Here is a 22,572-nt window from a genome sequence, read left to right on the forward strand (position 1 = left end):
ATTAAAGGGAGGAATTATAGATGAGAAAAGCTTTTATCAGCCCAAGCAAATATGTACAAGGTGAAAACGAATTATTGAATTTGGGTTACTATGTGAGCACCTTCGGCAAATCTGCCTTACTGATCGCGCATCCAGCCGATGTGGAGCGGGTGAAAGATAAGCTTGATTCCACTACGGAAAAGTATAACGTGACCTTTATTGAAAGCGGTTTTATGGGTGAGTGCTCCAGACAGGAAGTGACTAGACTCCAGGAAATCGCCACTGCAAATGGATGTGATTGCATCGTTGGTCTCGGCGGCGGCAAAGCGATTGATGCGGCGAAATGTGTGGCACAAGGGGAAGCGCTTATCATCTGTCCGACGATTGCTGCGACGGATGCGCCGACAAGTCACTCGGCCGTTCTTTATACTCCAGAAGGCGCCTTCGACGATTACGCCTATTTTAAACAAAGCCCGAGTGTCGTATTAGTCGACACCACTGTAATTGCCAATGCACCAACCCGATTCCTCGTATCAGGTATGGGGGATGCACTGTCGACTTACTTTGAAGCCCGTGCGACTTCCCGTTCTTACTCCAGGGTCAACGCTGGACTGCCTAACGGAGTACGCGAGGGACAGTGTGCGCCAGCAGTAGGTACGAATGCGGCGATGGCACTTGCAACGTTATGTTATGAAATGCTCTTAAAAGACGGTGCCAAAGCAAAAGCGGCATGTGATGAAAATCAAGTTACACAAGCACTCGAAAATATCATTGAAACTAATATTTTACTCTCAGGTCTTGGCTTCGAAAGCGGCGGACTTGCTGCGGCCCATGCGATTCATGATGGACTCACCATTTTGGAAGGCACGCATCATTATTATCATGGAGAAAAAGTCGCATTCGGTACGATCGCACAGCTGGTGCTCGAAAACGCACCGACGGAAGAATTACATCAGGTACTGGATTTCTGTTTAACCATCGGTTTGCCGGTCTGCTTGGCCGATATCGGTGTCGATCATATCAGCCGGGAAGAACTCATGGAAGTAGCTGCTAAAGCCTGCATTGAGGAGGAATCGATTCATGCCATGCCGTTTCCGATCACGGTGGAGCAGGTTGCAGCGGCAATTGCTGCGGCCGACCGGATCGGCAGCCAGTACAAAGCGGAGGTAAAATAGCATGAAAAAGGTCATCAACCGTACGGAAAACTTGGTTCTTGAGATGTGCAGCGGTATTGCGCTCGCGCATCCCGAGTTGGAATTCCTGTCAAAATATAAAGTGCTCAAGAAAAAGGAACTGAACACGGAGAAAGTAACGCTCATCAGCGGCGGTGGCAGCGGACACGAGCCCGCTCACGCTGGCTTTGTCGGCAAAGGGATGCTCGATGCGGCGGTCTGTGGTGATGTTTTTGCCTCTCCTTCGCAAATTCAAGTGTATCAGGCCATTCGAGCAACCGCTGGGAAAAAAGGCACACTGCTGATTATCAAAAACTACAGCGGCGATATCATGAACTTTAGAAACGGTGCCCATTTGGCTGCTGAAGATGGTCTGGAAGTGGACTATGTAAAGGTCGAAGACGACATCGCTGTAGAAGACAGTCTATATACGGTCGGACGACGCGGTGTAGCGGGCACGGTACTTGTGCATAAGATTGCGGGTGCAGCTGCAGAAGAGGGCCGTAGTCTGGCGGAAGTCAAAGCAGTGGCGGAGAAAGCCGCTGCGAATGTACGCAGTATCGGATTCGCATTGACGTCGTGCACCGTGCCGGCGAAGGGCTCGCCAACGTTTGAGCTCGGGCCAGATGAAATTGAATACGGCGTTGGCATTCACGGCGAGCCTGGAATCAGACGCGAGAAGCTGACAGATGCGGATACGCTGGCACGCAGAATGGTAACCGACCTCCTTCGGGACATGCAGATCGAAAACGGATTTAGCGGAGAAATCGCTCTGCTGATCAATGGTTTTGGCGGTACGCCTCTACAAGAACTGTACCTTTTCAATTATGCGGTCACTCGCGAACTGGCAGCGAAGGGGATCAAGATCAATCGAGCTTTCGTTAACAATTTTATGACGAGTATCGATATGGCGGGCATCTCAGTTTCGATCATGAAGCTGGACGGCGAGTTGAAAACGCTACTTTCCCATGAAAGCAACGCGCCGGCGTTCAAGGTGTCTGGACCTGTTGATCATGTTGAATTCACGGAGCTTTCAACTGTAGCAGACGAAAATCAGCAAGTATCTTTCGAGGTGGAAACCGCTCCTGCCTTTGCAATTATTGAGGATAACAAGATTACGTTGAACAATCTGATATACCTGGTTGACAAAATGAGTGAGGTTATCATCAAGAATGAGGTGCCTTTCTGCGATCTTGATTCTCATGCAGGCGACGGAGATTTTGGTATGAGCGTTGCGAAGGGATTTCGTCAGCTGAAACGGGAATGGAGCGATATCCTAGACCAAGATTCTTTGACGATGGGGGCCTTTCTCCATTCGTGCTCGCTCGTCATCATGGAATACTGCGGCGGTGCTTCGGGCCCGATCTGGGGCTCGGCATTTCGCGCAGCAGCACGCTCTGCGGGCGAAAGAAACGAGCTCACCGTTACCGAATTCGCAGATCTGATGCAGGCTGCGGTGCAAGGCATACAGTCGACAGGCGAACGTTCTTTCGGCAGAGGAGCCGTCGTTGGTGATAAAACGCTTATTGATGCATTAGTGCCATGTGCGGATAGCTGGGTAGAGAGCGCGAAATCAAATGTTGACGTGAAGGCAGCCTTTGTACGAGGTGCTCAGGCCGCTGTACTAGGGGCCAAAAAGACAGAAAACATTGTGGCACGTATGGGACGTGCCGGAGCGGTCGGAGAGAGAAGCCTTGGTTATCCAGATGCGGGGGCTTATGCGCTTGGAGTAATTTTTACAGAGCTTGCTGAATGTTTGAATTGATTCGCTAATTCTTAAAAATTCAAGGTTTGTTCATTGCAATTGGGATGCATTAGGTTTATAATTTCAGACGGATTCAAAAGGCTTATCCCTGGATCCGTGGGAGATCATCCCATCTGAGCAAGCATACTGCATGCTCAAATAAGAATTAAGCGAGGGATTTACAATGAAAACCTGCTGCACCATCCAAGTTGACGAAGACAGTTTAGTTATTGATTTGCCAGAAGAAGGAACCACGCTAGAGTCCCTGCTCGGTGATATTGAGAGTTGTGGAGGCAGTGAAGAACCTTGGCTACAACTTATAGACAAGGTAATGGGTAACTCATCTGAGACTGTACTGACAGATCAAGCGACGGATGGCGGCGATATGAACGAAGATCAGGCAACCCAAGAACCTCAAGCTGCCGCTAAGGGGTAATAGGGACATCATACATTAAGACGAATTGTTAATATTATCTGATCACATATAAGATCATGATAAGACTGCTGTACCGAGCCTAGGCATCGGGAAGCAGTCTTTTTTTAGGTTAAACTTAATAAGTAAATGAGACTTTTGTCCCTTCAGTGCTCTATAGTAGCCAACTAAGGGGTACATATCCCAAAACCGTGACTTCTTGTTCATTTTCTGGGATAAAGTCGAAACGTAACATGAAACTAACTATAATAGTAGTAGCATCCATATACAGGTAAGTGACATCGAATGTTGGGCCTGATCCTTTTATTGTATAAAAGAGGGGGCGAAAAAGCGGAGAACAACGTACTGATAAGTCTTATCTACTTTATTAAAAGGAAGGAATGTGTAAATGATGAACGGGCAATGGGTCCTGCCAAGGATCGCAAAAAGAGTAGCAGTAATGTTAACAGCAGTGTTGCTATTGACGTTAACGAATGGGTTCAACTGGAATGCGCCGACAGCAGAGGCGGCCGGGACGACCCCTGTGGAACGTTACGGACAACTTTCAGTAAAGAACGGTAAACTGGTGGATAAAAATGGACAACCTGTACAGCTCAAGGGCATTAGTTCTCATGGCGTTCAGTGGTTTGGGGATCTGGTGAATCAGGACACTATGAAATGGTTACGGGACGATTGGGGCATTTCCGTGTTTCGAGTTGCGTTGTACACTGAAGAAAATGGTTATATTGCCAACCCTTCATTGAAAAATAAAGTGAAGGAAGCAATTGAGGCAGCACAGAAACTGGGCCTGTACGTCATTATTGACTGGCACATTCTCTCAGATGGTGATCCGAACACTCATAAAAATGAAGCCAAAGCTTTCTTTAATGAATTTTCCACTAAGTACGGTCATTTGCCTAACGTAATCTATGAACTTGCTAATGAGCCGAATGGGAATGTAAACTGGAACAATCAAATCCGAACTTATGCATCTGAGGTATCTCAGGTTATTCGAGCTAAGGACCCGGATAATATTATTATTGTAGGAACAGGTACTTGGAGTCAGGATGTACATGATGCAGCAGACCATCCGCTTCCAGATAAAAATACAATGTATACCGTGCATTTCTATGCAGGTACACATGGACAATCTTTACGTGATCGGATTGATTATGCCCTGAACAAAGGTGTAGGCATTTTTGCTACCGAGTGGGGTACAAGTGACGCTTCGGGTAACGGTGGTCCGTTCCTGAATGAATCCAAAGTATGGACTGATTTTATGGCCAGTCGCAAAATCAGTTGGGCCAATTGGTCGCTTTCCGACAAAAATGAGACCTCTGCTGCCCTGTTGCCTGGTGCTGACCGCAAGGGTGGATGGCCTGATTCACAATTAACGGCTTCCGGCAAATTTGTAAAACAGGCGATTCTGGAAGGCTCCAGCAATCATGGTGGAGGAAGCAACGGCGGGAATAGCGACGGAGATGGCAACAATGGTAGTAATAACAATGGTGGAAACAACGGTGGCGATCACAGTGGAAGTACACCAGGCGGTAATAATGAAGGGATTGTGCTTCAATATCGCACTGATGACACGAACGCCAAGGATAATGCAATCCGGCCTCAATTTAATATCAAAAATACCGGAAAAACAGCTGTGAAGTTGAGTGACCTGAAAATTCGCTACTATTACACAGATGAGAGCAAACAAGCTCAGCAGTTTTTTGTAGATTGGGCCAAGATTGGTAATGAAAAGGTAAAAGCAACTTTTGTAACTTTGCCAAATCCGAAGTCCAAGGCTGATAAATATGTGGAGATTTCCTTCACAGATGGAGCGGGAACGATTCAGCCCGGCGGCGAAACCGGAGAAATTCAATCTCGTATTCATGCGGCGAATTGGAGCAACTTTGATGAGACCAGCGATTACTCCTATGGAGCTGCCCAAACAGTATTCGCAGACTGGGACCATGGCACCGTATATCAACAGGGTAAGCTGGTATGGGGCATAGAGCCCTAGAATTTTCCGTAGCTTTTACAACTTTGGACGAGTGAAAGATATGGGACTTTTGGTTGCACTCTTTTGAAGATATGAAGTATAGCGTATGAGCCTTTGGTATATGGATGATGGAACTTTAGAAGTAAACAACTCATACTTTCGTTCCGTTGGATATACTACCAAAGTACCATATGACATTCAACTTTTGTGGTGTCTACACTACTTCTATAGTACAGATGGGTTGGTTCAAATGAACCGATCCTCTACAACAAACCCCCGCTGTTGCCATTATAGGCAGGCGGGGGTTTTAAAGTTTCTAAAAATTAGCCTCAGTTCAACCGTCTGTTTATACTAAATTAAAAGCTTTGGCCAGCAGTCGGTAGGACTGAACACGTTTATCAAAGTCATGAATGGATGAAACGACCAGTAACTCATCGGTGCGATACTGCTCTGCCAGTCTCAGCAGCTGTTCCTTGCACTGTTCAGGAGTGCCAACAACACGCCATGCTGCGGACTGACGTAGCCGCTCACGATCAAATTCTGTATAGGGATAGGACATGGCTGTTTTCACCGATGGAAGAGAATTCATTTCTTTACCCTGCATGAGTAAAAGGAAATACAAACTAGCACTGGACGCCAGCTGCTCAGCTTCCTCTTCAGTTTCAGCGCAGGCTACCGTAACTGCCGCCATAGAGCGGGGCTTATCTCCTAAAATCGAAGGCATGAATTGCTCGTGGTAACGCGCGGTAGCTTCTACGCCGCCCGGAGTACCGAAAAATTGGGCAAAGGCATAGGAGGCACCCATCATCGCGGCCAATCTGGCGCTCTCCCCGCTGGAGCCAAGCAACCATAATTCAGGAACGGTCGATATCATCGGGGAGGCGTGAAGACCAGCAAACCGATGATTGTCAGGCACCGAATCATGGAAGTAGTCGATTAAATCTAGAATCTGCTGTGGATATTGTTCGACAGCTTGGTATTTCCCTTCCTGCAAAGCGCGAGTAGCCAGCGGCAAGCCGCCTGGAGCACGCCCAATCCCCAAGTCAATGCGTCCTGGGTGGAGCGCCTCCAGCAGGCGGAAGTTTTCAGCTACTTTATATGCGCTGTAGTGTGGTAGCATAATACCGCCTGAACCCACACGAATACGCGATGTATGAGCGGCCAAATGGGCAATCAATACCTCGGGACTGGAGTGTGCTAGTGTTTTGGACGCATGATGCTCGGATACCCAATAGCGGCTGTACCCCAGTTGATCAGCTTCACGCGCTAAATCTGTTGTATTAGACAATGCATCTTGAGCGGAACCGCCTTCAGGAATATGAGACTGGTCCAGTATACCCAGTTTAAGCATTTGTAATCACCTCTTACACAACTGTATCAAACACAACTCATTTGGTCAAAATTCAAAAATGGATAGGTTGGAGTTTGGGGATCTTTTCGTTATAATAAAAGATGCAAAAGGGATGAGAGAACATTCCTGCTCATGGAGAGGGGATTGAATTTGTGTTAAGAACACCTTTGGGGCGTGTCCGGCTCATGCTCTGGATTCAAGCTATAGCGTATTTGGCGATACTATTCACCCACCAGCCGCTGCAGGCTGCGGGCATGACCCAGGCGGTTATGGTGATTGGTAACATATACCGGGTGAGCTTTCTGTTGCTCCTCGTTGCTCTGATCTATGGAAAAACCGCATTGCATTGGTCTATACGGCGGCCTCTTTTCATTATGTTTGCATCCTTCATTCCGTTTGGCCTGATGATTATGGATTTTGTTTGGGTCCGAAAATGGACAGGGGATTCGGCAGCAGAACAGCGAACTGCATCGTAAACTTTGCAGAGATGCTTTGTTGTGAAGTGTCGAGGAGCTTGTCAGAGTAAGCAGGACTGGCTCCGATGCAGTTGAAAGAACATTACGCAGATAGATGCGTGGTGTTCTTTTTTTTATGCACCGGAACCGGAGGAAACCGTTAACTCAATCTAATGCTAAGATTTGAACTAAAAATTCAGCCGTCTTGCGTCTATGGAAACCTTCTACCCAATGTCCGGTGAACGGATAAACTTCAATTGTTTTTGGTGATTCAATGCGGTTATAAGCAGCAAAAATCGTCTCTGGCATGCACACCGTATCCTTCAACCCTACAGATACCATGACCGGGATACGAATGCGATGAGCTAAATTCATCACGTCAAAATAACTCAATGTATGTAGTACCTGCTCCAAATGCTCGGGGAAGCGGTTTGCGAATTCGGCAGCTTCTGTCAGTGAACTGGTAGAATTCATCATGCCAAAATCCATATGACACATATTAGGAATATCCGCTACTATAGTAGCAGCTTTATCGCTGAGTGCACCCACCATTAATGCAAGTCCACCACCCTGGCTGGCGCCACTGATTGCGATTTTATCTGCATCGACATCGGACTGCTCCGCCGCCCAATCTACGGCTCTAAGGGCATCGGTTGTAATCGTTTTGTAGTAGCAGGTATCCTTGTCCAATATTCCTTTCGTAACCCAGCCTTTAACGGTTCCGTGTGGATCATTCCGACGATCTCCCGTTTCTCCTCCCTGACCACGAACATCTACCGCCAATACAGCAAAACCAAGCATTAGCCAAGATGAATAATCTTCAGGATAGCCCTTTCCGCCTGTGTAGCCATGAAACAGAACGATGCATGGCAGTTTTTGATCTCCAGCATATCGGGGGCGTACATACCAGGCATGCAGAGGCGTATCATCGACCCCCTCAAAAGTGACCCGATAGGCCATCATATGAGGATACGGTGTTTCTACGGGCGTTTTGAATGCATGTACAGGTTTGGCGTGAACTTCTCTCAGTGTTTTGTCCCAAAATAAATCCATATCTTTGGGGGTGGTAAGATCGGGACCGTACTGCTTCAATTCGGCAATTCTTTTTTCAATAACATTCATAATCAAAAATTCTCCTTCATATCGAATGAGTTCGCCTTAAGTTTTACTTGGTAAAGTGGACTTCTCCAGCTCTCTCAGCAGCTCAAATGCTCTTTCATTAGTGTCTCCGCATGTATCCTTATCCGCATGAAAGCCACTGCATACAGCAGGACGCTCGGGTTTTCCAAATAATTGGCAACGGTAATCAGGCGTGAGCTGAGGGCATGGAACACCAGCAGGTTTTCCGTCTGGCATGCCGGGAATAGGGGAAGAAATCGTAATGGCAATGCAACATGCAGCACATCCTACTCGACACTCCAGTGGGGGTCACTCCTTAATAATTTGTTATTTTTGTAACTTATGCATGAAGTGACTTCAGTGAAGCCATAATGTGAGGATGGCACAAAAAAAGCAGGAATACAAGGATAAACGAATAGGAGACACACTTTTCACACAAAGAGCATAAATAATCTGGGAGGCACGTAGGATGATATCAAGCCCCCAAATCAGCGTTCCATTGCGTGGTAATATTAACCAATTGGTCTCTGTGTGTTCAAAAGGAGTTCGAGTGGTTAATAATAGAACACAACGATAAAAACTTAAACGAGGTGACGCAAAATGAGTTGGTTATGGGCATTGATTGTTGGCGGTATTATTGGTTGGTTGGCAGGAATTATCGCAGGTCGTGATGTTCCGGGTGGCGTGATTGGTAACATCATCGCTGGTTTTATCGGTGGATGGTTGGGTAGCTTGATTCTGGGAGACTGGGGTCCTGAAATCGGATCGTTCTACATCGTTCCTGCATTAATTGGTGCGATTGTGCTAGTCGTGATTGTGAGCTTGATCTTCCGTTCCGTTGGACGGAGCAGAGGTTAACTTTATGAATTATTGAATAGACTCGTCCTATGGGACGCGAGTCAAAATGGAAAAAAGCTGCTTCCGCAAGGTTCACAAATGAACCTGTGGGAGCAGCTTTTTTTGAGAAAAGGTTACATATTCCCCTATTGAAACCGTCTGATATGAGGAACAATTAGCACGCCCAGCACGATACACATGCCGATGGTTGCAAACATACCAATGGTGAGGATGCCACCAAGCTTATCCGCCACGGCACCTACGGCCAGATAGCCGACAGGAAGCAGTGCAAAGGAAAACATCAAATCCAGACTGGCTACACGTCCAAAGGATTCAGCGGGGACTAATTCCTGCAGGCTTGTCTCCCAGATAATTGCAAAAATCATAATGCCAAATCCTTCGAGCATCATGCTCATAATCAATCCTGGCATCCAGGTGACTATAGACAACAGCAGTAAGGCGAGACCGCTGACAAAAGCTCCTAAGTAAGCGAGCAGACCGCGGTGTTTCCAATGCTTGCGTGATCCATACACAAAGGCTCCCAGCATGGCACCAATGCCACTACTTGCCATTGCAATGCCGTATACGACTGGATTATAGCCATGATGAACCTTGAACAGCCACGGGATGAGCACAGCGATAATACCTGAATAACAGATATTAATGAAAGAAAAGGCGAGAATCGTAATCCATAGCCAAGGATGACTTCTGAGAATAGCAAAGCCTGCTATAAAATCCTTGAGAAAATGTTGTCCACCCTGATCTTCCTGTTCTGAATCGGCCTGACGTTTACCGATGATGGAGGCCAAATGAGCACTTAGCATCCAAAAACAGGCAAAGGATACCAGATAAGCGATAGAATCCAGTCCAAAGCCGACACCCGGGGAGGAAAAGGATACAATAAAGCCTCCTAGCGGAGGACCGAGTAGACGAACGGCTTGTATACTGATTTGACTTAGTGCATTGGCAGCATTGCGGATGTCCGGTGTGAACACTTGTGCACGTAAGGCCGAATAAGCCGGATTAAAGATACCATCCATCAATCCGTACAACGCAAGGCCAACGAATAGGAACGGCAACTTCATCCCGTCCGTAAACATCAACACCGATGCAACGAACATCAGACCAAAGCGGGCGACATTCGTGAACAGAAGAAGGCGAATTCGGTCAACTCTGTCCACGATCATTCCTGCGAAAGGAAGAATAAGTACGTTTGGCAGCATATAAACCGTCATCGCCAATCCCATGATGGTGGTCGAGCCTGTCAGAGAATAGATAACCAGTGGCAAAATGACTGTCGTAACAGAACTTCCTAACATAGCGATCCAATGTCCAAGCCACAAGAGGGTGAACGCTTTGGATTGCTTTAAAGGTGAAGTAAAGGTAGCCCAGGCTGAGTGCCTTCCTTCGGGAGATAAAGCTGAATTTTGGGGATCCATGATCACACTCCGGTAAATATTTCTAATCTGCATATTAAAACCTATTATACGAAATCTCTTATGTAATGGTACACAAAAAGTTGCTTCGAGGGGAGTGAAAATGAATAGCCTGCCTATGATTGAGTCAACCTAGAATAGCCTTAGATGATAAAAAAATATAACTTACCTTTTGGATAGGGATTATTGGATAAAAGCATTGACGCGCGAAAATGAATGATGTACTATTCAATGACTAGCCTGCGCTAGGTGATCAAGAAAAAGGGAAAGAGTGTGGATAACATGAGAAAATTTAGTTTTTTGCCGATTGTATTCATCGTGATGGCATTGCTGGTTTCGGCTTGCGGCAACAATGATAAAGGCGCGGGCACGAATAATGCATCTACTGGAGAGAACGGTTCTAATAATGGAAAAGCAGATACAACGGCTGCAGCTACTCTTGAATCTGTCAAAGCCAGTGGCAAGCTGAGAATCGGTACGGAAGGTACCTATGCTCCGTTTACTTACCATGATGCTGCTGGCAAACTGACAGGCTTTGACGTCGATATTGCAACTGAAGTAAGTAAGCGCCTGGGTGTGCAACCGGAATTTATCGAGACGCAATGGGACGGAATATTTGCAGGCTTGAACTCCAAGCGGTTTGACGCAGTATTCAATGAAGTGTCTATTACAGATGAGCGCAAGCAAAAATATGATTTCTCCGATCCGTACATTGTCTCTAAGGCAGTTCTGATCGTGAGTGAAGATAATACGGACATCCAGAAATTTTCGGATCTAAAAGGTAAAAAGGCAGGGCAATCCCTGACTAGCAACCTGACTCAAATCGCAAAAAGCAACGGTGCGGAAATTGTAGCAACCGAAGGATTCAACCAAGCTATTGATCTCCTCACTTCCAAACGGGTAGATGCGACCGTCAACGACGGATTGTCTTATCTGGATCTGAAAAAGCAAAAGCCTGATGCTCCGATCAAAAAGGTGGACGAATCTGCGGATGCTTCACACAGTGCAGCTGTATTTAATAAAGGCAGCGAAGATTTGATCAAGGCAGTCAACAAAGCGTTGGCTGATATGAAGGCTGACGGTACGTATCTGAAAATTTCTGAAAAATATTTTGGAGCCGATGTGTCCAAATAATAAAGGATGTCTGTACAATGGATGATCGCCAAATACAAATTATTATGGATTCATTATTACCTCTGCTAAAAGCAGGGGTTTCTTTTACGATTCCGCTCACCCTGATCTCATTTGCTCTGGGACTCCTACTGGCGCTGATCACTGCACTCGCCCGGTTGTCCAAATGGAGAATACTCAAGCTGATTTTCGGCTTTTATGTATGGGTGATTCGAGGAACTCCTTTGCTGGTGCAATTGTATATTATTTTCTATGGTTTACCTTCGGTGGGTATTACACTGGACCCATTTATTGCTTCAGTGATCGGCTTTACGCTCAGCGTGGGGGCCTATAGCTCTGAAATTATGCGTGCGGCTATTATTTCCATTCAGGAGGGTCAATGGGAGGCAGGATACTCCTTGGGGATGACACGCTGGCAAGTGTTGCGGCGGATCGTGCTCCCCCAAGCTTCCCGTGTGTCGGTGCCTCCGCTTGCCAATTCATTCATCAGCTTGGTAAAGGATACCTCACTGGCTGCCACTATCACCTATGTGGAAATGTTCAGAACGGCTAATCAGATTGTAGCTACCACATACGAACCGTTATTAGTGTATACCGAGGCTGGGGTTATTTACCTGCTGTTTAGTACGATATTGACTGTGCTGCAAAATTATTTGGAAAAGCGTCTGAGCCGTTTTTCCGTTAGATAAAGGAGATTGTACCGGTGATCCAAATTCGGAATATACACAAGTCGTTCGGCTCGCTGGAAGTGCTTAAGGGGATTGACGTGACGTTGGATAAGGGGAAAGTGCTTGTAATTATCGGTCCTTCCGGTTCTGGTAAAACAACACTTTTACGCTGCTTGAATTTGCTGGAGGTTCCCGACCAGGGAGAAATTCAGGTAGGTGATATTGCACTGAATTTTGCGAAAGGGACGAAGCTTCGGCAAGAAAACATTTTGGCGCTGCGTAAGCGGACAGGGATGGTATTTCAATCCTACAACCTTTTCCCCCATATGACCGCTGTGCAAAATGTGATGGAGGGGCAAGTCACGGTTCAGAAAAAAAGGAAGGACGAAGCGCGCAAACATGCATTGGAGCTGCTTAAGAAGGTGGGATTGGCTGATAAAGCGGAATCCTATCCACATCAATTGTCGGGAGGACAGCAGCAACGGGTCGGTATTGCCCGGGCAATGGCGGTCGAACCTGAGGTGCTTTTGTTTGACGAGCCGACCTCTGCTCTTGATCCCGAGTTGGTAGGTGAGGTGCTCAAGGTCATGAAGCAGTTGGCTGCCGAAGGGATGACGATGGTTATTGTCACCCATGAAATGAAGTTCGCGGCAGAGGTTGCTGACCATGTAATCTTAATGGATCAGGGCGTAATCATTGAGCAGGGTACGCCATATCAGGTGCTAGAGCAGCCAACCAGCCCACGGGCCATCCAGTTTTTGAACCGACTGAGTGGGGAAACGGAATAAACTGAACAGACAGGCAGCTACAGCTGGGCATTTGAAAAATAAAGCCTCGCACCCGTAGCTGCCTTTTGCTCATCAGTTGTCCTCTTTTATTTCATTTTTAATGTAATCAAAAAGGTAATCAACAGAATACAACAGCCAGTTAGGAATGGAGCGAACATATTCGCATCAAATAAAAATCCCGCTAGAGTAGGGCCTAAAATATTCCCGACACTCATATAGGCATTATTCATACCAGCTACATATCCTTGCTCATTGCCTGCCATCTTCGACAGTTGTGTATTAAGAGCTGGGCGAAGCATAGCTGTGGCAAAGAAAATAAGGGAAGTCACAAGAAAGATACTCCAAAAATCTTTGGCGAAGAGAAATAAAATATAAGCAGCAGAGGTGAAGAGAAGCGAGCCTTTGATCAACCTTTTTTCACCAAACTGATGGATCATTTTAGCAACAACTAATGCCTGCATACCGACGCCGATCACAGCACCTGCAGTTAGAAGGATTGAAATATTTTGCGGTGAAAATTGGAAGCGATTCGTTACATATAAACCAAGAACGGATTCAAAATTAGCGAGTCCAAAAGTCATTACCAGGACAATGACAAAGAACATCGCATATTTAGATTTCAATGACCTTGTATACTGTTTGAAAATAGACTCTCTTTGATGATTAATTCTTGCTCGTGCTGCCTTCATTTGTTCTTTCGATAAACTTTCAGGTAAACAAACGATTGAAAAAATAACTGCAATCATAGCTGCACCTGTTGCTGTATACAGTGGCACTCTCGTTCCATATCCTGCAAGAAGGCCACCAAGTCCTGGACCAATGACAAATCCAAATGATATCGCTGCCGCTAGTAGACTATTTCCTTTGCCACGTTCTTCGGTTGTTGTAATATCAGCTACATATGCCATCATGGGTGGAATAATCAGGGCTGCTGCAACTCCTTCCAGAAGTCTTGAGGTATACAGCATCCACAGCTCATCTCCAATAGCAAAGATCAATTTAGCTACAGCAAAAACAACAACACCTGCGACGATAAAAACTTTTCTCCCATATCGATCAGACAGCTGCCCAGTCATGGGCGAGAGCAGGAATTGCGTTATGCCATAGGCTGCCACCAATAAACCGATGGCCTGCCCACTGGCACCAAATTCAATGATCAGTTCCGGCAGAATAGGGGTGATCAAACCCACGCCGACCATCACAATGAATATATTGATCATGAGAATTGCGAGTATTCTTTTCATACAAAAAAACCTCCTTATCCATTGGTTTCTGGATAGGAGGCAGACATACAAACAAGAAGATACACTGCTCCCGTCAACGAAGCAATGCTCTTATCGTTAATACCCAAAAGCCTACACTAATCCTATCCAGAAAATTCGTAAGATTACGTTTTTTCTTTGGGAATAGGATTAGTAGATCATTGGCTTAAGGTCACCCTTTCGGTACTTTATTGTTTATCAATGTAACATAAATTTCATAATGAGGCAATAAAAGGATGAATCAGAAGAAGCCGACTCGTCCTTCGGATACATTTTTTAACCAGTCCTGCTTGCGGCTTTTATCAAGCTCGCCTCGCATACCTTTAATAATCAGCTCAATATCGGCTTTTCCTTGTTCATGCCATTCTAGAGCCGTACTGACATACAGTTCTCCGAGCTGAGCCAGGGAGAAGCCGTCTGTCATCGCTGCTGCCTTCTGTGTACCTGTCTCACCTGCAAAAACAAGGAAGTTACGCAACTTGAGATACGCGAGTCGCAGCGCTTCGTCAGGCAAACTGATTTCATAAGCCCGATCGAAGCGGCCCGCCCGGTTCATCAGACCCGGATCGATTTTCTCGGGATAATTGGTCGTTCCGATCAGGAAGATACCCTCCTTGGATGTAGCGCCGTCGAGCGTATTCAGGAAAAAGGAACGAACCTCCTGAGGCATGGAATCAATGTCCTCAATGACCAGCACCATCGGAGCCAGGCGAGTAGCTGCCTCGAACACCTCTTTGACCGATTCACTGGTTGTATATTCTGTAATTTGCCAGTAAGCGGCCGGACCTGGCACGCTATTGGCAATAGATTTCACTAGGGTTGTTTTACCGTTGCCTGGATGGCCGTATAGCAGAATCCCACGCTTGTAAGGAATGTTATAAGTCTGATAGAAGGTACGATCCGCTTCAAAAAACTGATCAAGTGATCGGAAGATATCCCGCTTGATTTCCGCTTTCAAAATCACATCATCCCGCGTAATTGCGCGGGTTATCGGTTCTGCTTGCCGGGAGAGTCCACGGCTTGTATCGGTGAAGACGGTGACACGCTTCATATTTTGCTTGCGTTCACGACCGCGTACTCCTGCGAGGAAGCTTTGCAGCTCCTGGTCGCCTATAGCAAATACGTAATCTTCATTGTATACGCCATTATCACGGAAAAAGGGAACTCGTGCCAGTGCGATCCCCCACTTGGGATAGGCGAATACATTATTACGCATCGACAGATGCACACCGTATTCAGGAGTTGGCCCGTCATCGTCATACTGGATGGTGCGTTCCTCCAAACGATCGAACACCCGTGCCACATGCTCCAGCTCAGGGCTGCCTGAACGAATATCCTCCTCCAGCAAATCCCAATACTCAATATTGGGATCATCACTGGCGTACAGCTCGTATTTTACGCCATAGCGGTTATAGAGTGCTTCACTAATGCCGTCGATCAGACGGGCATAAGCAGCATAACCGGTAATGCGTCCATCTGTACGTTCGTCAAATTCATAAATAGCTGGGGTGTCTATACTCAACATTATTTTGCTCCTTTCAGGGCGGCCAGCGGTCTACATTTGGCTACAACGGCTGCAAGTCCTGCCCCGGTAACACTTTCAATAATATCATCTACATTTTTGTAGGCTTGTGGAGATTCGTCGATAATACTTTCCAGAGATGCCTGGTTGACCACAATTTCGTCGTCTGTCCCTACACCCAGAGCGCCTGCAAAATCGTCCACACTCACGAGCCGTTTGGTTGCAGATCGCGAGCGAATACGGCCCGCTCCATGACAGATGGAGTGAAAGTTATCCTGACCGCCTGGTAAACCTACCATAATATAAGAGGCAGTCCCCATAGAACCGGGGATCAGGGCCGGATGCCCAGTCGACTGATAAGGTCGCGGATTGTCGGGGTGTCCTGCTGGAAGAGCGCGCGTCGCACCTTTACGATGTACAAACACGCTACCGTGATCTGAATGGGATTCCTCCCAAGCATAATTGTGCATCAGATCGTACAGAGTACGCAACTCGCACTTTGTACCAAAGACATCGCGGAAGGCTTCTCGCACGGAGTATGCAATCAGATGTCGGTTCACCACAGCATAATTCAGCGCTGAGTACATCATATCCACATAATGTGCTGCCTCGGGATGATTAAGCGGTGCGAATACCAGTCTCGGATCGGAGGTGCCGAGACCGAGACGGCTCATCGCTTTGGCAATGGCAGATGAACTGGTCTGACTGACTGCTCCCCCCCAAGCACGTGATCCGGAATGAATCATCACAGCCACCTGACCGTCGAACATCCCCCAAGCTTCAGCGACTTCTCTATTTTCTTCTGCAATTTCAATCGCCTGAATTTCGACAAAATGATTGCCTCCACCCAGCGTGCCGAGCTGCCGATGAGCCCGGTGCCAAGTACGATCTTCGACGAGATTCAGCACTTCCTCGTCAAAGGAGAACTTACTGTGCTCTACATGGGTCAGTGAGGTGGATTTCTTAGGAGTGTAGCTATCCGGAATATATTTATTAGGTAAGCCATGCAAACCCTTGCGTACAATATGCTCCAGCCGTATATCCGAATAATGTCCGCGTTGGTGGGCTTCCATCGGCAAGTATTTGTCGATCGTCTTAACCAGCTTGCGGCGCAGCTTGATTTCCTTCAAGGCATCCTTGTGCAGATTGGTCAGGTGTACGCGCATGCCACAGCCGATATCGCTACCGACGATGGAGGGAGATACATAGCCGTCTTCCATTCCCCATACCGCAGTTGTACCGATGCAGGTTCCGACGCCTACATGTACATCCGGTGTGTATCCCATATAGCGGATACCTGGAATTTGTAAATTGTTATTAGCCATCTCGAACACTTTGTAATCCAGTGAGGAAAAGAGTTGCTGCGAAGCGTACACGGTCAGATCCCCTGCCGGAAGCTTCATCAGGTGGCTGTATGGTCCTTCATGAAAAGATGAATTGGTCGTAGGTTGTATATTCATAATAAATGGGTAGTTCCCTTCTTCATGTAAATTCATAACATCGTAAAAAAGATTTGAAAAAAACAAAAAAGCCGCAGACTTGTCGTCTACGGCTTCCTGCACCGAAAGTGTCATTACATTTTATGATTAGTACATCATAAAAATATAAATAACCTGTTCTTTCAATAGCATACAAAATAAAAAAAGCCTGGCATATCACGCCGTCAGACAGCGTGATACCCCCATCATGTTGCCCGAACGGGGCCGATGAGACGAAATTTCGAATATGTGATTGTATCATGCTGACTGATTGTCATTATCGTGTAAAGCTTGGTCATGTCTGTCGGCCCCCTTTTCTTAAAGTTAATTGTTATGTTAATGGAAACCTGTGGAAGCTGTCAACCCTGAAAGATAAAAGTGTGGAAAAATGTGACTATACGCATGGTGAAGTGTGAGTAACATCATAGTTCAATTGACCCAAAGCTGTTATTGTACTGAATATTCAAATATTCAGATATTGTTGATCGTTATGAAACAATTCTGTGAGGGGGACGGCGCAGGAATGGAAGGAGATCTCCAGAAGTTTAAGGCTGACTTTTTCAAAGCATTGGCTCACCCTCTGCGCATCCGCATTTTGGAGGTGCTGAGTGAAGGGGAACGGAATGTGAACGAGCTGCAGACTGCGCTTGGTTCCGAAGGTTCTGCCGTATCGCAGCAATTGGCTGTTTTACGGGCTAAAAATTTGGTGAACAGCTTCAAGGAAGGCACAACGGTCGTGTATTCACTACGTGATCCGCTCTTAACGGAGCTGCTAGCGGTGGCGCGGCGAATTTTTGACAATCATTTAGTCGAAGCGATCTCGTTGCTGGAAGGCATACGTAACGAGAAGTAATGCTACTACAGAAAAGAAGGGTTACAGGATGAAGTGGAGAGGAAGGTTTGAAGGCTATAACGCAGGGGCTTTACGAAAGGATTTAATTTCTGGAAGCATCGTGGCGATTGTGGCTATCCCGCTCGGTATGGCGTTTGCCATTGCATCGGGGGTAAAGCCGGAATATGGTCTGTACACAACCATCATAGCGGGAATTTTGATTTCACTACTGGGTGGGTCCAAATTTCAGATCGGAGGACCTACAGGTGCGTTTATTCCGATTTTGCTGGCTATTGTCATGCAGTACGGCTATGAGAATTTACTGATAGCTGGTTTTATGGCAGGTATTATACTCATTTTAATGGGTGTTCTAAGGCTGGGGGCATTGATTAAGTTTATTCCCAAGCCCGTAACCATTGGCTTCACGGCCGGGATTGCCGTGACGATCTTCAGTGGTCAGATTGCTAACTTTCTCGGCTTGCGCGGGGTAGAGCGACATGAAACCTTTCTGCCTTCGATGGCAGAGATCATCCATCGGCTTCCTTCACTCAATGTGTACAGCATCCTGACAGCTTGTATCTGTCTTGCTGGACTTATTGTGGTGCCTAAAAAATGGCCCAAGATACCTGGCTCACTGGTCGGCCTACTCTTGTCTACGCTGGTGGCAGCTCTGTTTTTTCCAGGGCAGGTGGCTACGATTGGCTCTGCTTATGGCGCAATTCCGGCATCTTTGCCTGAGCTGCATATTCCTGCAATGACGTGGGAATTAATCGTGAAGCTCTTGCCGCCAGCACTTGTTATAGCGATGCTGGGGGCTATTGAATCACTGCTTTCAGCGGTGGTAGCTGACGGGATGACGGGAGACCGCCATAACAGCAATCGCGAACTGGTTGGACAAGGGATTGCCAATTTGCTGACACCATTATTCGGTGGCATTCCTGCGACAGGTGCCATTGCCCGTACGGCCACCAATATCCGCAACAACGCGGTTTCTCCTATGTCAGGTATTGTGCATGGGGTCGTTGTACTCCTCATTCTGATGCTTTTTGCACCTTATGCATCTAATATTCCGTTAGCTAGTATGGCACCGGTGTTGATGGTAGTGGCCTGGAATATGAGTGAGCGCAAGCATTTTGCGCACATCCTCAAAACACGGACAGCGGATTCTATTGTGCTGGTCGTCACCTTTTTGCTGACGGTTTTTACGACACTGACAACGGCTGTGGAGGTAGGTCTGATCTTGGCAGTTGTATTGTTTGTCAAACGTATGAGCAATACACTTTCAGTAGATAAGGTGCTTCCTGACCCTTCTGTAAAGCATGAAAAGGTAGGCGCACATATGGTCACAGAGCAGCATGATTGCCCGCAGGTGGCTATTTATAATGTGGAAGGCCCCCTATTTTTCGGTGCAGCTTCAGCGTTGGAAAACTCAGGTGTAGGGGGACAGACTGGTCTCCAGCAAGGGATTTTGTTGTTGCGTATGGGAAAGGTCCCTTTTATGGATATGACGGGAGAAGCTAACTTTACCGCATTAATACAAAAATACCGAAAGTCTGGTGGAACAGTGCTTGTGTCCGGACTCCAGCCTCAACCGCAGGAATTACTGCATAAAACCGGATGCTACGACATGATCGGACAAAATCATTTTTTTGAACATACAGGAGAGGCCTTAACAGCAGCTCTTGCAATGGTAAATCAGGATCGGTGCAGTGGGTGCAGACAAATGGCTTTTCGAGAATGTACGAGCCTGTGTCGTAGAACCCAGGAAACCAAATCTTCCTTTCCAGAAGGAGCCGTTTCGGTTCCCATACCTGTAAATAGCGGCAGATAGCGCTTTTCTACTTTTGCTGCTGAATGCCGAAAAACCTCTTCTATGATCCGAAACAAAATGCACGAAGAAGACCCGCATTTGTTTTGAAAATGGAAGAGGTTTTTCGATTTTTCAAGAAAAAAAGGAATAAAATTCAAAAAAATGCTTGAATATCTGATTTTATGACACTATACTAGATTCAAAAGATACCATATGTTTCATGCTTTTGTTTTAAATTGTATTTTAATATATGCTTATCAACCTCCTCGATCACTTCTAGTATCTTACCCTACCTTTTTCTTCATTTTTTTCACTTACTTTCTTCCAGACTTGTCCACAGTTCTTAATTGAATATCGTTCCTTGCGGTCTGCACCAAAGGTTATTCACCTTAGAATATGACCTATGGATTTCACCCCAGAATCTATATTTTTTTAAGGAGGTGAGTACCAGAGGCTATTTGTGAGCTTTTGACGCTGCTATCGGAAGGTTGTCTTTGAGAATCAAAAAAACCAAGTAAAGGGAGATGAAAAGTATTAATTAAGTCGAAAAATATCAAAAAGACGCTGTCGGTCGGTTTTACCGCTATTCTTGCTTTTTCTCTGATTTCTCCGGTGTATGGAGATTCCAGCACAACCTCCTCACCAGGAGCATCGACGATTTCCGCCAAGGTTTTAGCCAAGCTGAACCAGCAATTCAGCACCAGTGAGTATGTCACCTATCTGGTTAAATTAAAAGATCAGGTAGACACGGAGTCTGTTGCTAAGCACGCATTTCAGAAAGCTTCTGCCGAGCAGATTTCCCCCGCTGCTGCTAAGCTTTCTGTACGTAAAACGGTTGTCAACTCTCTGATGGATACTGCAGAAAAAACTCAACCATCTGTGGAAGAATACTTAAAGAAGGAAGTCAATAACGGAAACGTAAAAAAATACAAGAGTTACTTTATCGTGAATGCATTTGCGGTAACCAGTACCAAAGAGGTCATGGATAATCTCGCAACCCTACCTGAGATCGACAAAATTTTACCAGATGAAAAGCGCGAGCTGCAAAAGGTAGAAATAGATAAGGATGCCCAGCCGGTAGGGGAGCAATCAACAGCAAACCAAGCAGTTGCAGATCAAACTGCTGTCGACCCGGCTGTGACGGTAGAGAATGCACAAAAATCGGTGCAAGAATCCGTATATAAAGATGCGGTAGCGCCAAGTCGTGTCGAGTGGAATATTTCTAAAATCAAAGCACCGCAGGTTTGGGCCAAAGGTATTGACGGCAAAGGCATTGTCGTTGCCAATCTAGATACAGGTGTTGAATATACTCATCCAGCACTGAAAAGAAAATGGCGGGGGCTGAATGCTTCTGGTCAAGTCGTGAATCCTGAGCTGAGCTGGTATGATGCGGTTAATGGAGCATCGCTGCCCACAGATTCCAATGGACATGGTACACATACGATGGGGACAAGCGTTGGCTCAGACAGCAACGGTACGAATGAAATCGGTGTTGCTCCGGGGGCCAAGTGGATTGCCGTTCGAGTATTCAATCCAGATAGCACAGACTCCATCTTGCTGGACGGTGGGCAGTGGATTCTTGCGCCTGTAGATAAAAACGGCAAAAAACACCCTGAGCTTGCACCGGATGTGGTGAATAATTCTTGGGGTGGTGGACCTGGTTTGGACGAATGGTATCGCCCAGTGACCAAGGCGTGGAGAGCGGCTCAAATCTTCCCTGAGTTCTCCGCAGGCAACACAACACTATCGAACCCGGGCGGACCTGGGTCTGTGGCTAATCCGGCAAATCTGCCTGAAGCCTACGCCACGGGAGCCACCGATATCAATAACAAGCTGGCCAGCTTCTCGTTGCGTGGTCCTTCTCCTTATGGCGAAGTGAAGCCAGAAATCTCGGCTCCTGGCGTGAACATCCGTTCTTCTGTGCCGGGCGGGGTTTATGAGGGTGGATGGAACGGTACCTCTATGGCAGGCCCGCATACTGCCGGATTAGCGGCATTGCTGCTTCAGGCTAAACCCTCTTTGACCGTGGATCAATTAGAGGATGTTATTTCGAAAACAGCGACACCGCTGACAGACAGTCAGTATCGGACCTCACCCAACAATGGTTATGGATATGGTCTGATTGATGCGCTTGCTGCGGTGAACTCCGTACTTAACTAAGAATATCAGACAGGTTTAAAAAAAGATCCCCGAAAATCCCTTTGGGTGGCTCGTACAAAGATGTATGCACCTGCTAACCGTGTGTTGCACTCATGACGTAGCCGCTAAAAAGGGGTTTTCGTACATAAATGAACATAAAAGTCATAGAATTTCAAGAAAAATGCAAAAAAATGACTTGTATATCTGTTTTGGTAACTTTATACTATCCATAATATATGATTTTATATCAATTTTTAATATAAAATGTAATGATATAACATGTAATGGTATATCATGTTTTTTTCTTCGAAATGCTCCTGCTTTTTCTCCTAGGTATCTACTGGATTTCATCGCTTTTCTATTGGATTATAAACTCACCTATGAAGTACTGCCATCTATGAACAGCCCAATACTTTTATATCTTTCTATAATCTATGAAGGAGG

General features: G+C 46.3%; 19 protein-coding genes. 12 read left to right on the forward strand and 7 right to left on the reverse strand.

All coding sequences use genetic code 11. The features are described from left to right. The first annotated feature begins 20 nt into the window (after positions 1–20). From BN1546_RS18580 to BN1546_RS18595, 4 genes are all read left to right on the forward strand, one after another. A complete protein-coding gene (locus BN1546_RS18580; RefSeq protein ID WP_090738539.1) occupies positions 21–1,154 on the forward strand; it encodes a glycerol dehydrogenase in 1,134 nt (377 codons plus the stop codon). Between the two features lies 1 nt (position 1,155). After that, the gene (gene dhaK / locus BN1546_RS18585; RefSeq protein WP_090738540.1) at positions 1,156–2,916 is read left to right on the forward strand and encodes a dihydroxyacetone kinase subunit DhaK; all 1,761 of its coding nucleotides are present in this window, start codon (positions 1,156–1,158) and stop codon (positions 2,914–2,916) included. 163 nt (positions 2,917–3,079) lie between these two features. Beyond that, complete coding sequence (locus tag BN1546_RS18590; RefSeq protein ID WP_013372537.1) at positions 3,080–3,331, forward strand: hypothetical protein; 252 nt, start codon at positions 3,080–3,082, stop codon at positions 3,329–3,331. A 385-nt stretch (positions 3,332–3,716) separates the two neighbouring features. After that, entirely contained in the window at positions 3,717–5,321 is a 1,605-nt protein-coding gene (locus BN1546_RS18595; RefSeq protein ID WP_090738541.1) for a cellulase family glycosylhydrolase, read from the forward strand. A 325-nt stretch (positions 5,322–5,646) separates the two neighbouring features. Here the strand turns inward: BN1546_RS18595 and BN1546_RS18600 are convergent, their stop codons facing one another. Further along, positions 5,647–6,651, reverse strand: coding sequence for an LLM class flavin-dependent oxidoreductase (locus BN1546_RS18600; RefSeq protein ID WP_013372535.1), 1,005 nt, complete (start codon positions 6,649–6,651; stop codon positions 5,647–5,649). A 152-nt stretch (positions 6,652–6,803) separates the two neighbouring features. On the opposite strand from BN1546_RS18600, the gene BN1546_RS18605 reads away from it, so the two are divergent. Continuing rightward, a complete protein-coding gene (locus tag BN1546_RS18605) occupies positions 6,804–7,127 on the forward strand; it encodes a DUF3817 domain-containing protein (RefSeq protein ID WP_016324638.1) in 324 nt (107 codons plus the stop codon). 144 nt (positions 7,128–7,271) lie between these two features. Here BN1546_RS18605 and BN1546_RS18610 read toward each other — a convergent pair whose 3' ends face one another. Further along, the gene (locus tag BN1546_RS18610; protein WP_090738542.1) at positions 7,272–8,228 is read right to left on the reverse strand and encodes an acetylxylan esterase; all 957 of its coding nucleotides are present in this window, start codon (positions 8,226–8,228) and stop codon (positions 7,272–7,274) included. 36 nt (positions 8,229–8,264) lie between these two features. Continuing rightward, entirely contained in the window at positions 8,265–8,528 is a 264-nt protein-coding gene (locus tag BN1546_RS27920; RefSeq protein WP_209446902.1) for a YkgJ family cysteine cluster protein, read from the reverse strand. Between the two features lie 297 nt (positions 8,529–8,825). Between BN1546_RS27920 and BN1546_RS18620 the strand changes: the two genes are divergently transcribed. Next, positions 8,826–9,083 (forward strand): GlsB/YeaQ/YmgE family stress response membrane protein, encoded by a 258-nt coding sequence (locus BN1546_RS18620; RefSeq protein ID WP_013372531.1) that lies wholly within the window; start codon positions 8,826–8,828, stop codon positions 9,081–9,083. A 125-nt stretch (positions 9,084–9,208) separates the two neighbouring features. Here the strand turns inward: BN1546_RS18620 and BN1546_RS18625 are convergent, their stop codons facing one another. Continuing rightward, positions 9,209–10,501, reverse strand: a complete 1,293-nt coding sequence (locus tag BN1546_RS18625; RefSeq protein ID WP_090738543.1) for an MFS transporter — start codon at positions 10,499–10,501, stop codon at positions 9,209–9,211. A gap of 279 nt (positions 10,502–10,780) precedes the next feature. Here BN1546_RS18625 and BN1546_RS18630 point away from each other — a divergent pair, with 279 nt between their 5' ends. Genes BN1546_RS18630 through BN1546_RS18640 form a run of 3 tightly spaced genes read left to right on the forward strand, consistent with a single transcriptional unit; the run spans position 10,781 to position 13,085 of the window. Further along, positions 10,781–11,632: an amino acid ABC transporter substrate-binding protein gene (locus tag BN1546_RS18630; RefSeq protein WP_013372528.1), complete on the forward strand. Its 852-nt coding sequence runs from the start codon at positions 10,781–10,783 to the stop codon at positions 11,630–11,632. Between the two features lie 17 nt (positions 11,633–11,649). Continuing rightward, positions 11,650–12,318 (forward strand): amino acid ABC transporter permease, encoded by a 669-nt coding sequence (locus BN1546_RS18635; RefSeq protein WP_013372527.1) that lies wholly within the window; start codon positions 11,650–11,652, stop codon positions 12,316–12,318. Positions 12,319–12,332: 14 nt separating this feature from the next. Next, complete coding sequence (locus BN1546_RS18640) at positions 12,333–13,085, forward strand: amino acid ABC transporter ATP-binding protein (protein ID WP_090738544.1); 753 nt, start codon at positions 12,333–12,335, stop codon at positions 13,083–13,085. A gap of 86 nt (positions 13,086–13,171) precedes the next feature. Here BN1546_RS18640 and BN1546_RS18645 read toward each other — a convergent pair whose 3' ends face one another. From BN1546_RS18645 to BN1546_RS18655, 3 genes are all read right to left on the reverse strand, one after another. Beyond that, positions 13,172–14,329, reverse strand: a complete 1,158-nt coding sequence (locus BN1546_RS18645) for an MFS transporter (RefSeq protein WP_090738545.1) — start codon at positions 14,327–14,329, stop codon at positions 13,172–13,174. A gap of 259 nt (positions 14,330–14,588) precedes the next feature. After that, a complete protein-coding gene (locus BN1546_RS18650; RefSeq protein WP_013372524.1) occupies positions 14,589–15,872 on the reverse strand; it encodes an AAA family ATPase in 1,284 nt (427 codons plus the stop codon). Continuing rightward, positions 15,872–17,329, reverse strand: coding sequence for an RtcB family protein (locus tag BN1546_RS18655; protein WP_090739171.1), 1,458 nt, complete (start codon positions 17,327–17,329; stop codon positions 15,872–15,874). The genes BN1546_RS18650 and BN1546_RS18655 overlap by 1 nt, the downstream gene beginning before the upstream one ends. A gap of 541 nt (positions 17,330–17,870) precedes the next feature. Between BN1546_RS18655 and BN1546_RS18660 the strand changes: the two genes are divergently transcribed. The 3 genes from BN1546_RS18660 to BN1546_RS18670 all read left to right on the forward strand — a co-directional run bounded on the left by BN1546_RS18660 (position 17,871) and on the right by BN1546_RS18670 (position 22,149). Next, positions 17,871–18,200 carry an ArsR/SmtB family transcription factor gene (locus tag BN1546_RS18660; protein ID WP_007431533.1) on the forward strand — a complete coding sequence of 110 codons (330 nt, stop codon included), beginning with the start codon at positions 17,871–17,873 and terminating at the stop codon, positions 18,198–18,200. A gap of 28 nt (positions 18,201–18,228) precedes the next feature. Next, positions 18,229–20,010 carry a SulP family inorganic anion transporter gene (locus BN1546_RS18665; protein WP_058830073.1) on the forward strand — a complete coding sequence of 594 codons (1,782 nt, stop codon included), beginning with the start codon at positions 18,229–18,231 and terminating at the stop codon, positions 20,008–20,010. A 531-nt stretch (positions 20,011–20,541) separates the two neighbouring features. Then, entirely contained in the window at positions 20,542–22,149 is a 1,608-nt protein-coding gene (locus BN1546_RS18670; RefSeq protein WP_090738546.1) for a S8 family serine peptidase, read from the forward strand. Positions 22,150–22,572: the final 423 nt, after the last annotated feature.

It is taken from the genome of Paenibacillus sp. Mc5Re-14 (genome assembly GCF_001049835.1).
Classification (GTDB): Bacteria; Bacillota; Bacilli; order Paenibacillales; family Paenibacillaceae; genus Paenibacillus; species Paenibacillus polymyxa_C.

Bases quoted from the DNA above. Each gene is read 5' to 3' on its own strand.
- BN1546_RS18580 (WP_090738539.1), top strand. From the start codon at position 21: ATGAGAAAAGCTTTTATCAGCCCAAGCAAATATGTACAAGGTGAAAAC.
- dhaK (WP_090738540.1), top strand. From the start codon at position 1,156: ATGAAAAAGGTCATCAACCGTACGGAAAACTTGGTTCTTGAGATGTGC.
- BN1546_RS18590 (WP_013372537.1), top strand. From the start codon at position 3,080: ATGAAAACCTGCTGCACCATCCAAGTTGACGAAGACAGTTTAGTTATT.
- BN1546_RS18595 (WP_090738541.1), top strand. From the start codon at position 3,717: ATGATGAACGGGCAATGGGTCCTGCCAAGGATCGCAAAAAGAGTAGCA.
- BN1546_RS18600 (WP_013372535.1), bottom strand. From the start codon at position 6,651: ATGCTTAAACTGGGTATACTGGACCAGTCTCATATTCCTGAAGGCGGT.
- BN1546_RS18610 (WP_090738542.1), bottom strand. From the start codon at position 8,228: ATGAATGTTATTGAAAAAAGAATTGCCGAATTGAAGCAGTACGGTCCC.
- BN1546_RS18620 (WP_013372531.1), top strand. From the start codon at position 8,826: ATGAGTTGGTTATGGGCATTGATTGTTGGCGGTATTATTGGTTGGTTG.
- BN1546_RS18625 (WP_090738543.1), bottom strand. From the start codon at position 10,501: ATGGATCCCCAAAATTCAGCTTTATCTCCCGAAGGAAGGCACTCAGCC.
- BN1546_RS18630 (WP_013372528.1), top strand. From the start codon at position 10,781: ATGAGAAAATTTAGTTTTTTGCCGATTGTATTCATCGTGATGGCATTG.
- BN1546_RS18635 (WP_013372527.1), top strand. From the start codon at position 11,650: ATGGATGATCGCCAAATACAAATTATTATGGATTCATTATTACCTCTG.
- BN1546_RS18645 (WP_090738545.1), bottom strand. From the start codon at position 14,329: ATGAAAAGAATACTCGCAATTCTCATGATCAATATATTCATTGTGATG.
- BN1546_RS18650 (WP_013372524.1), bottom strand. From the start codon at position 15,872: ATGTTGAGTATAGACACCCCAGCTATTTATGAATTTGACGAACGTACA.
- BN1546_RS18655 (WP_090739171.1), bottom strand. From the start codon at position 17,329: ATGAATATACAACCTACGACCAATTCATCTTTTCATGAAGGACCATAC.
- BN1546_RS18660 (WP_007431533.1), top strand. From the start codon at position 17,871: ATGGAAGGAGATCTCCAGAAGTTTAAGGCTGACTTTTTCAAAGCATTG.
- BN1546_RS18665 (WP_058830073.1), top strand. From the start codon at position 18,229: ATGAAGTGGAGAGGAAGGTTTGAAGGCTATAACGCAGGGGCTTTACGA.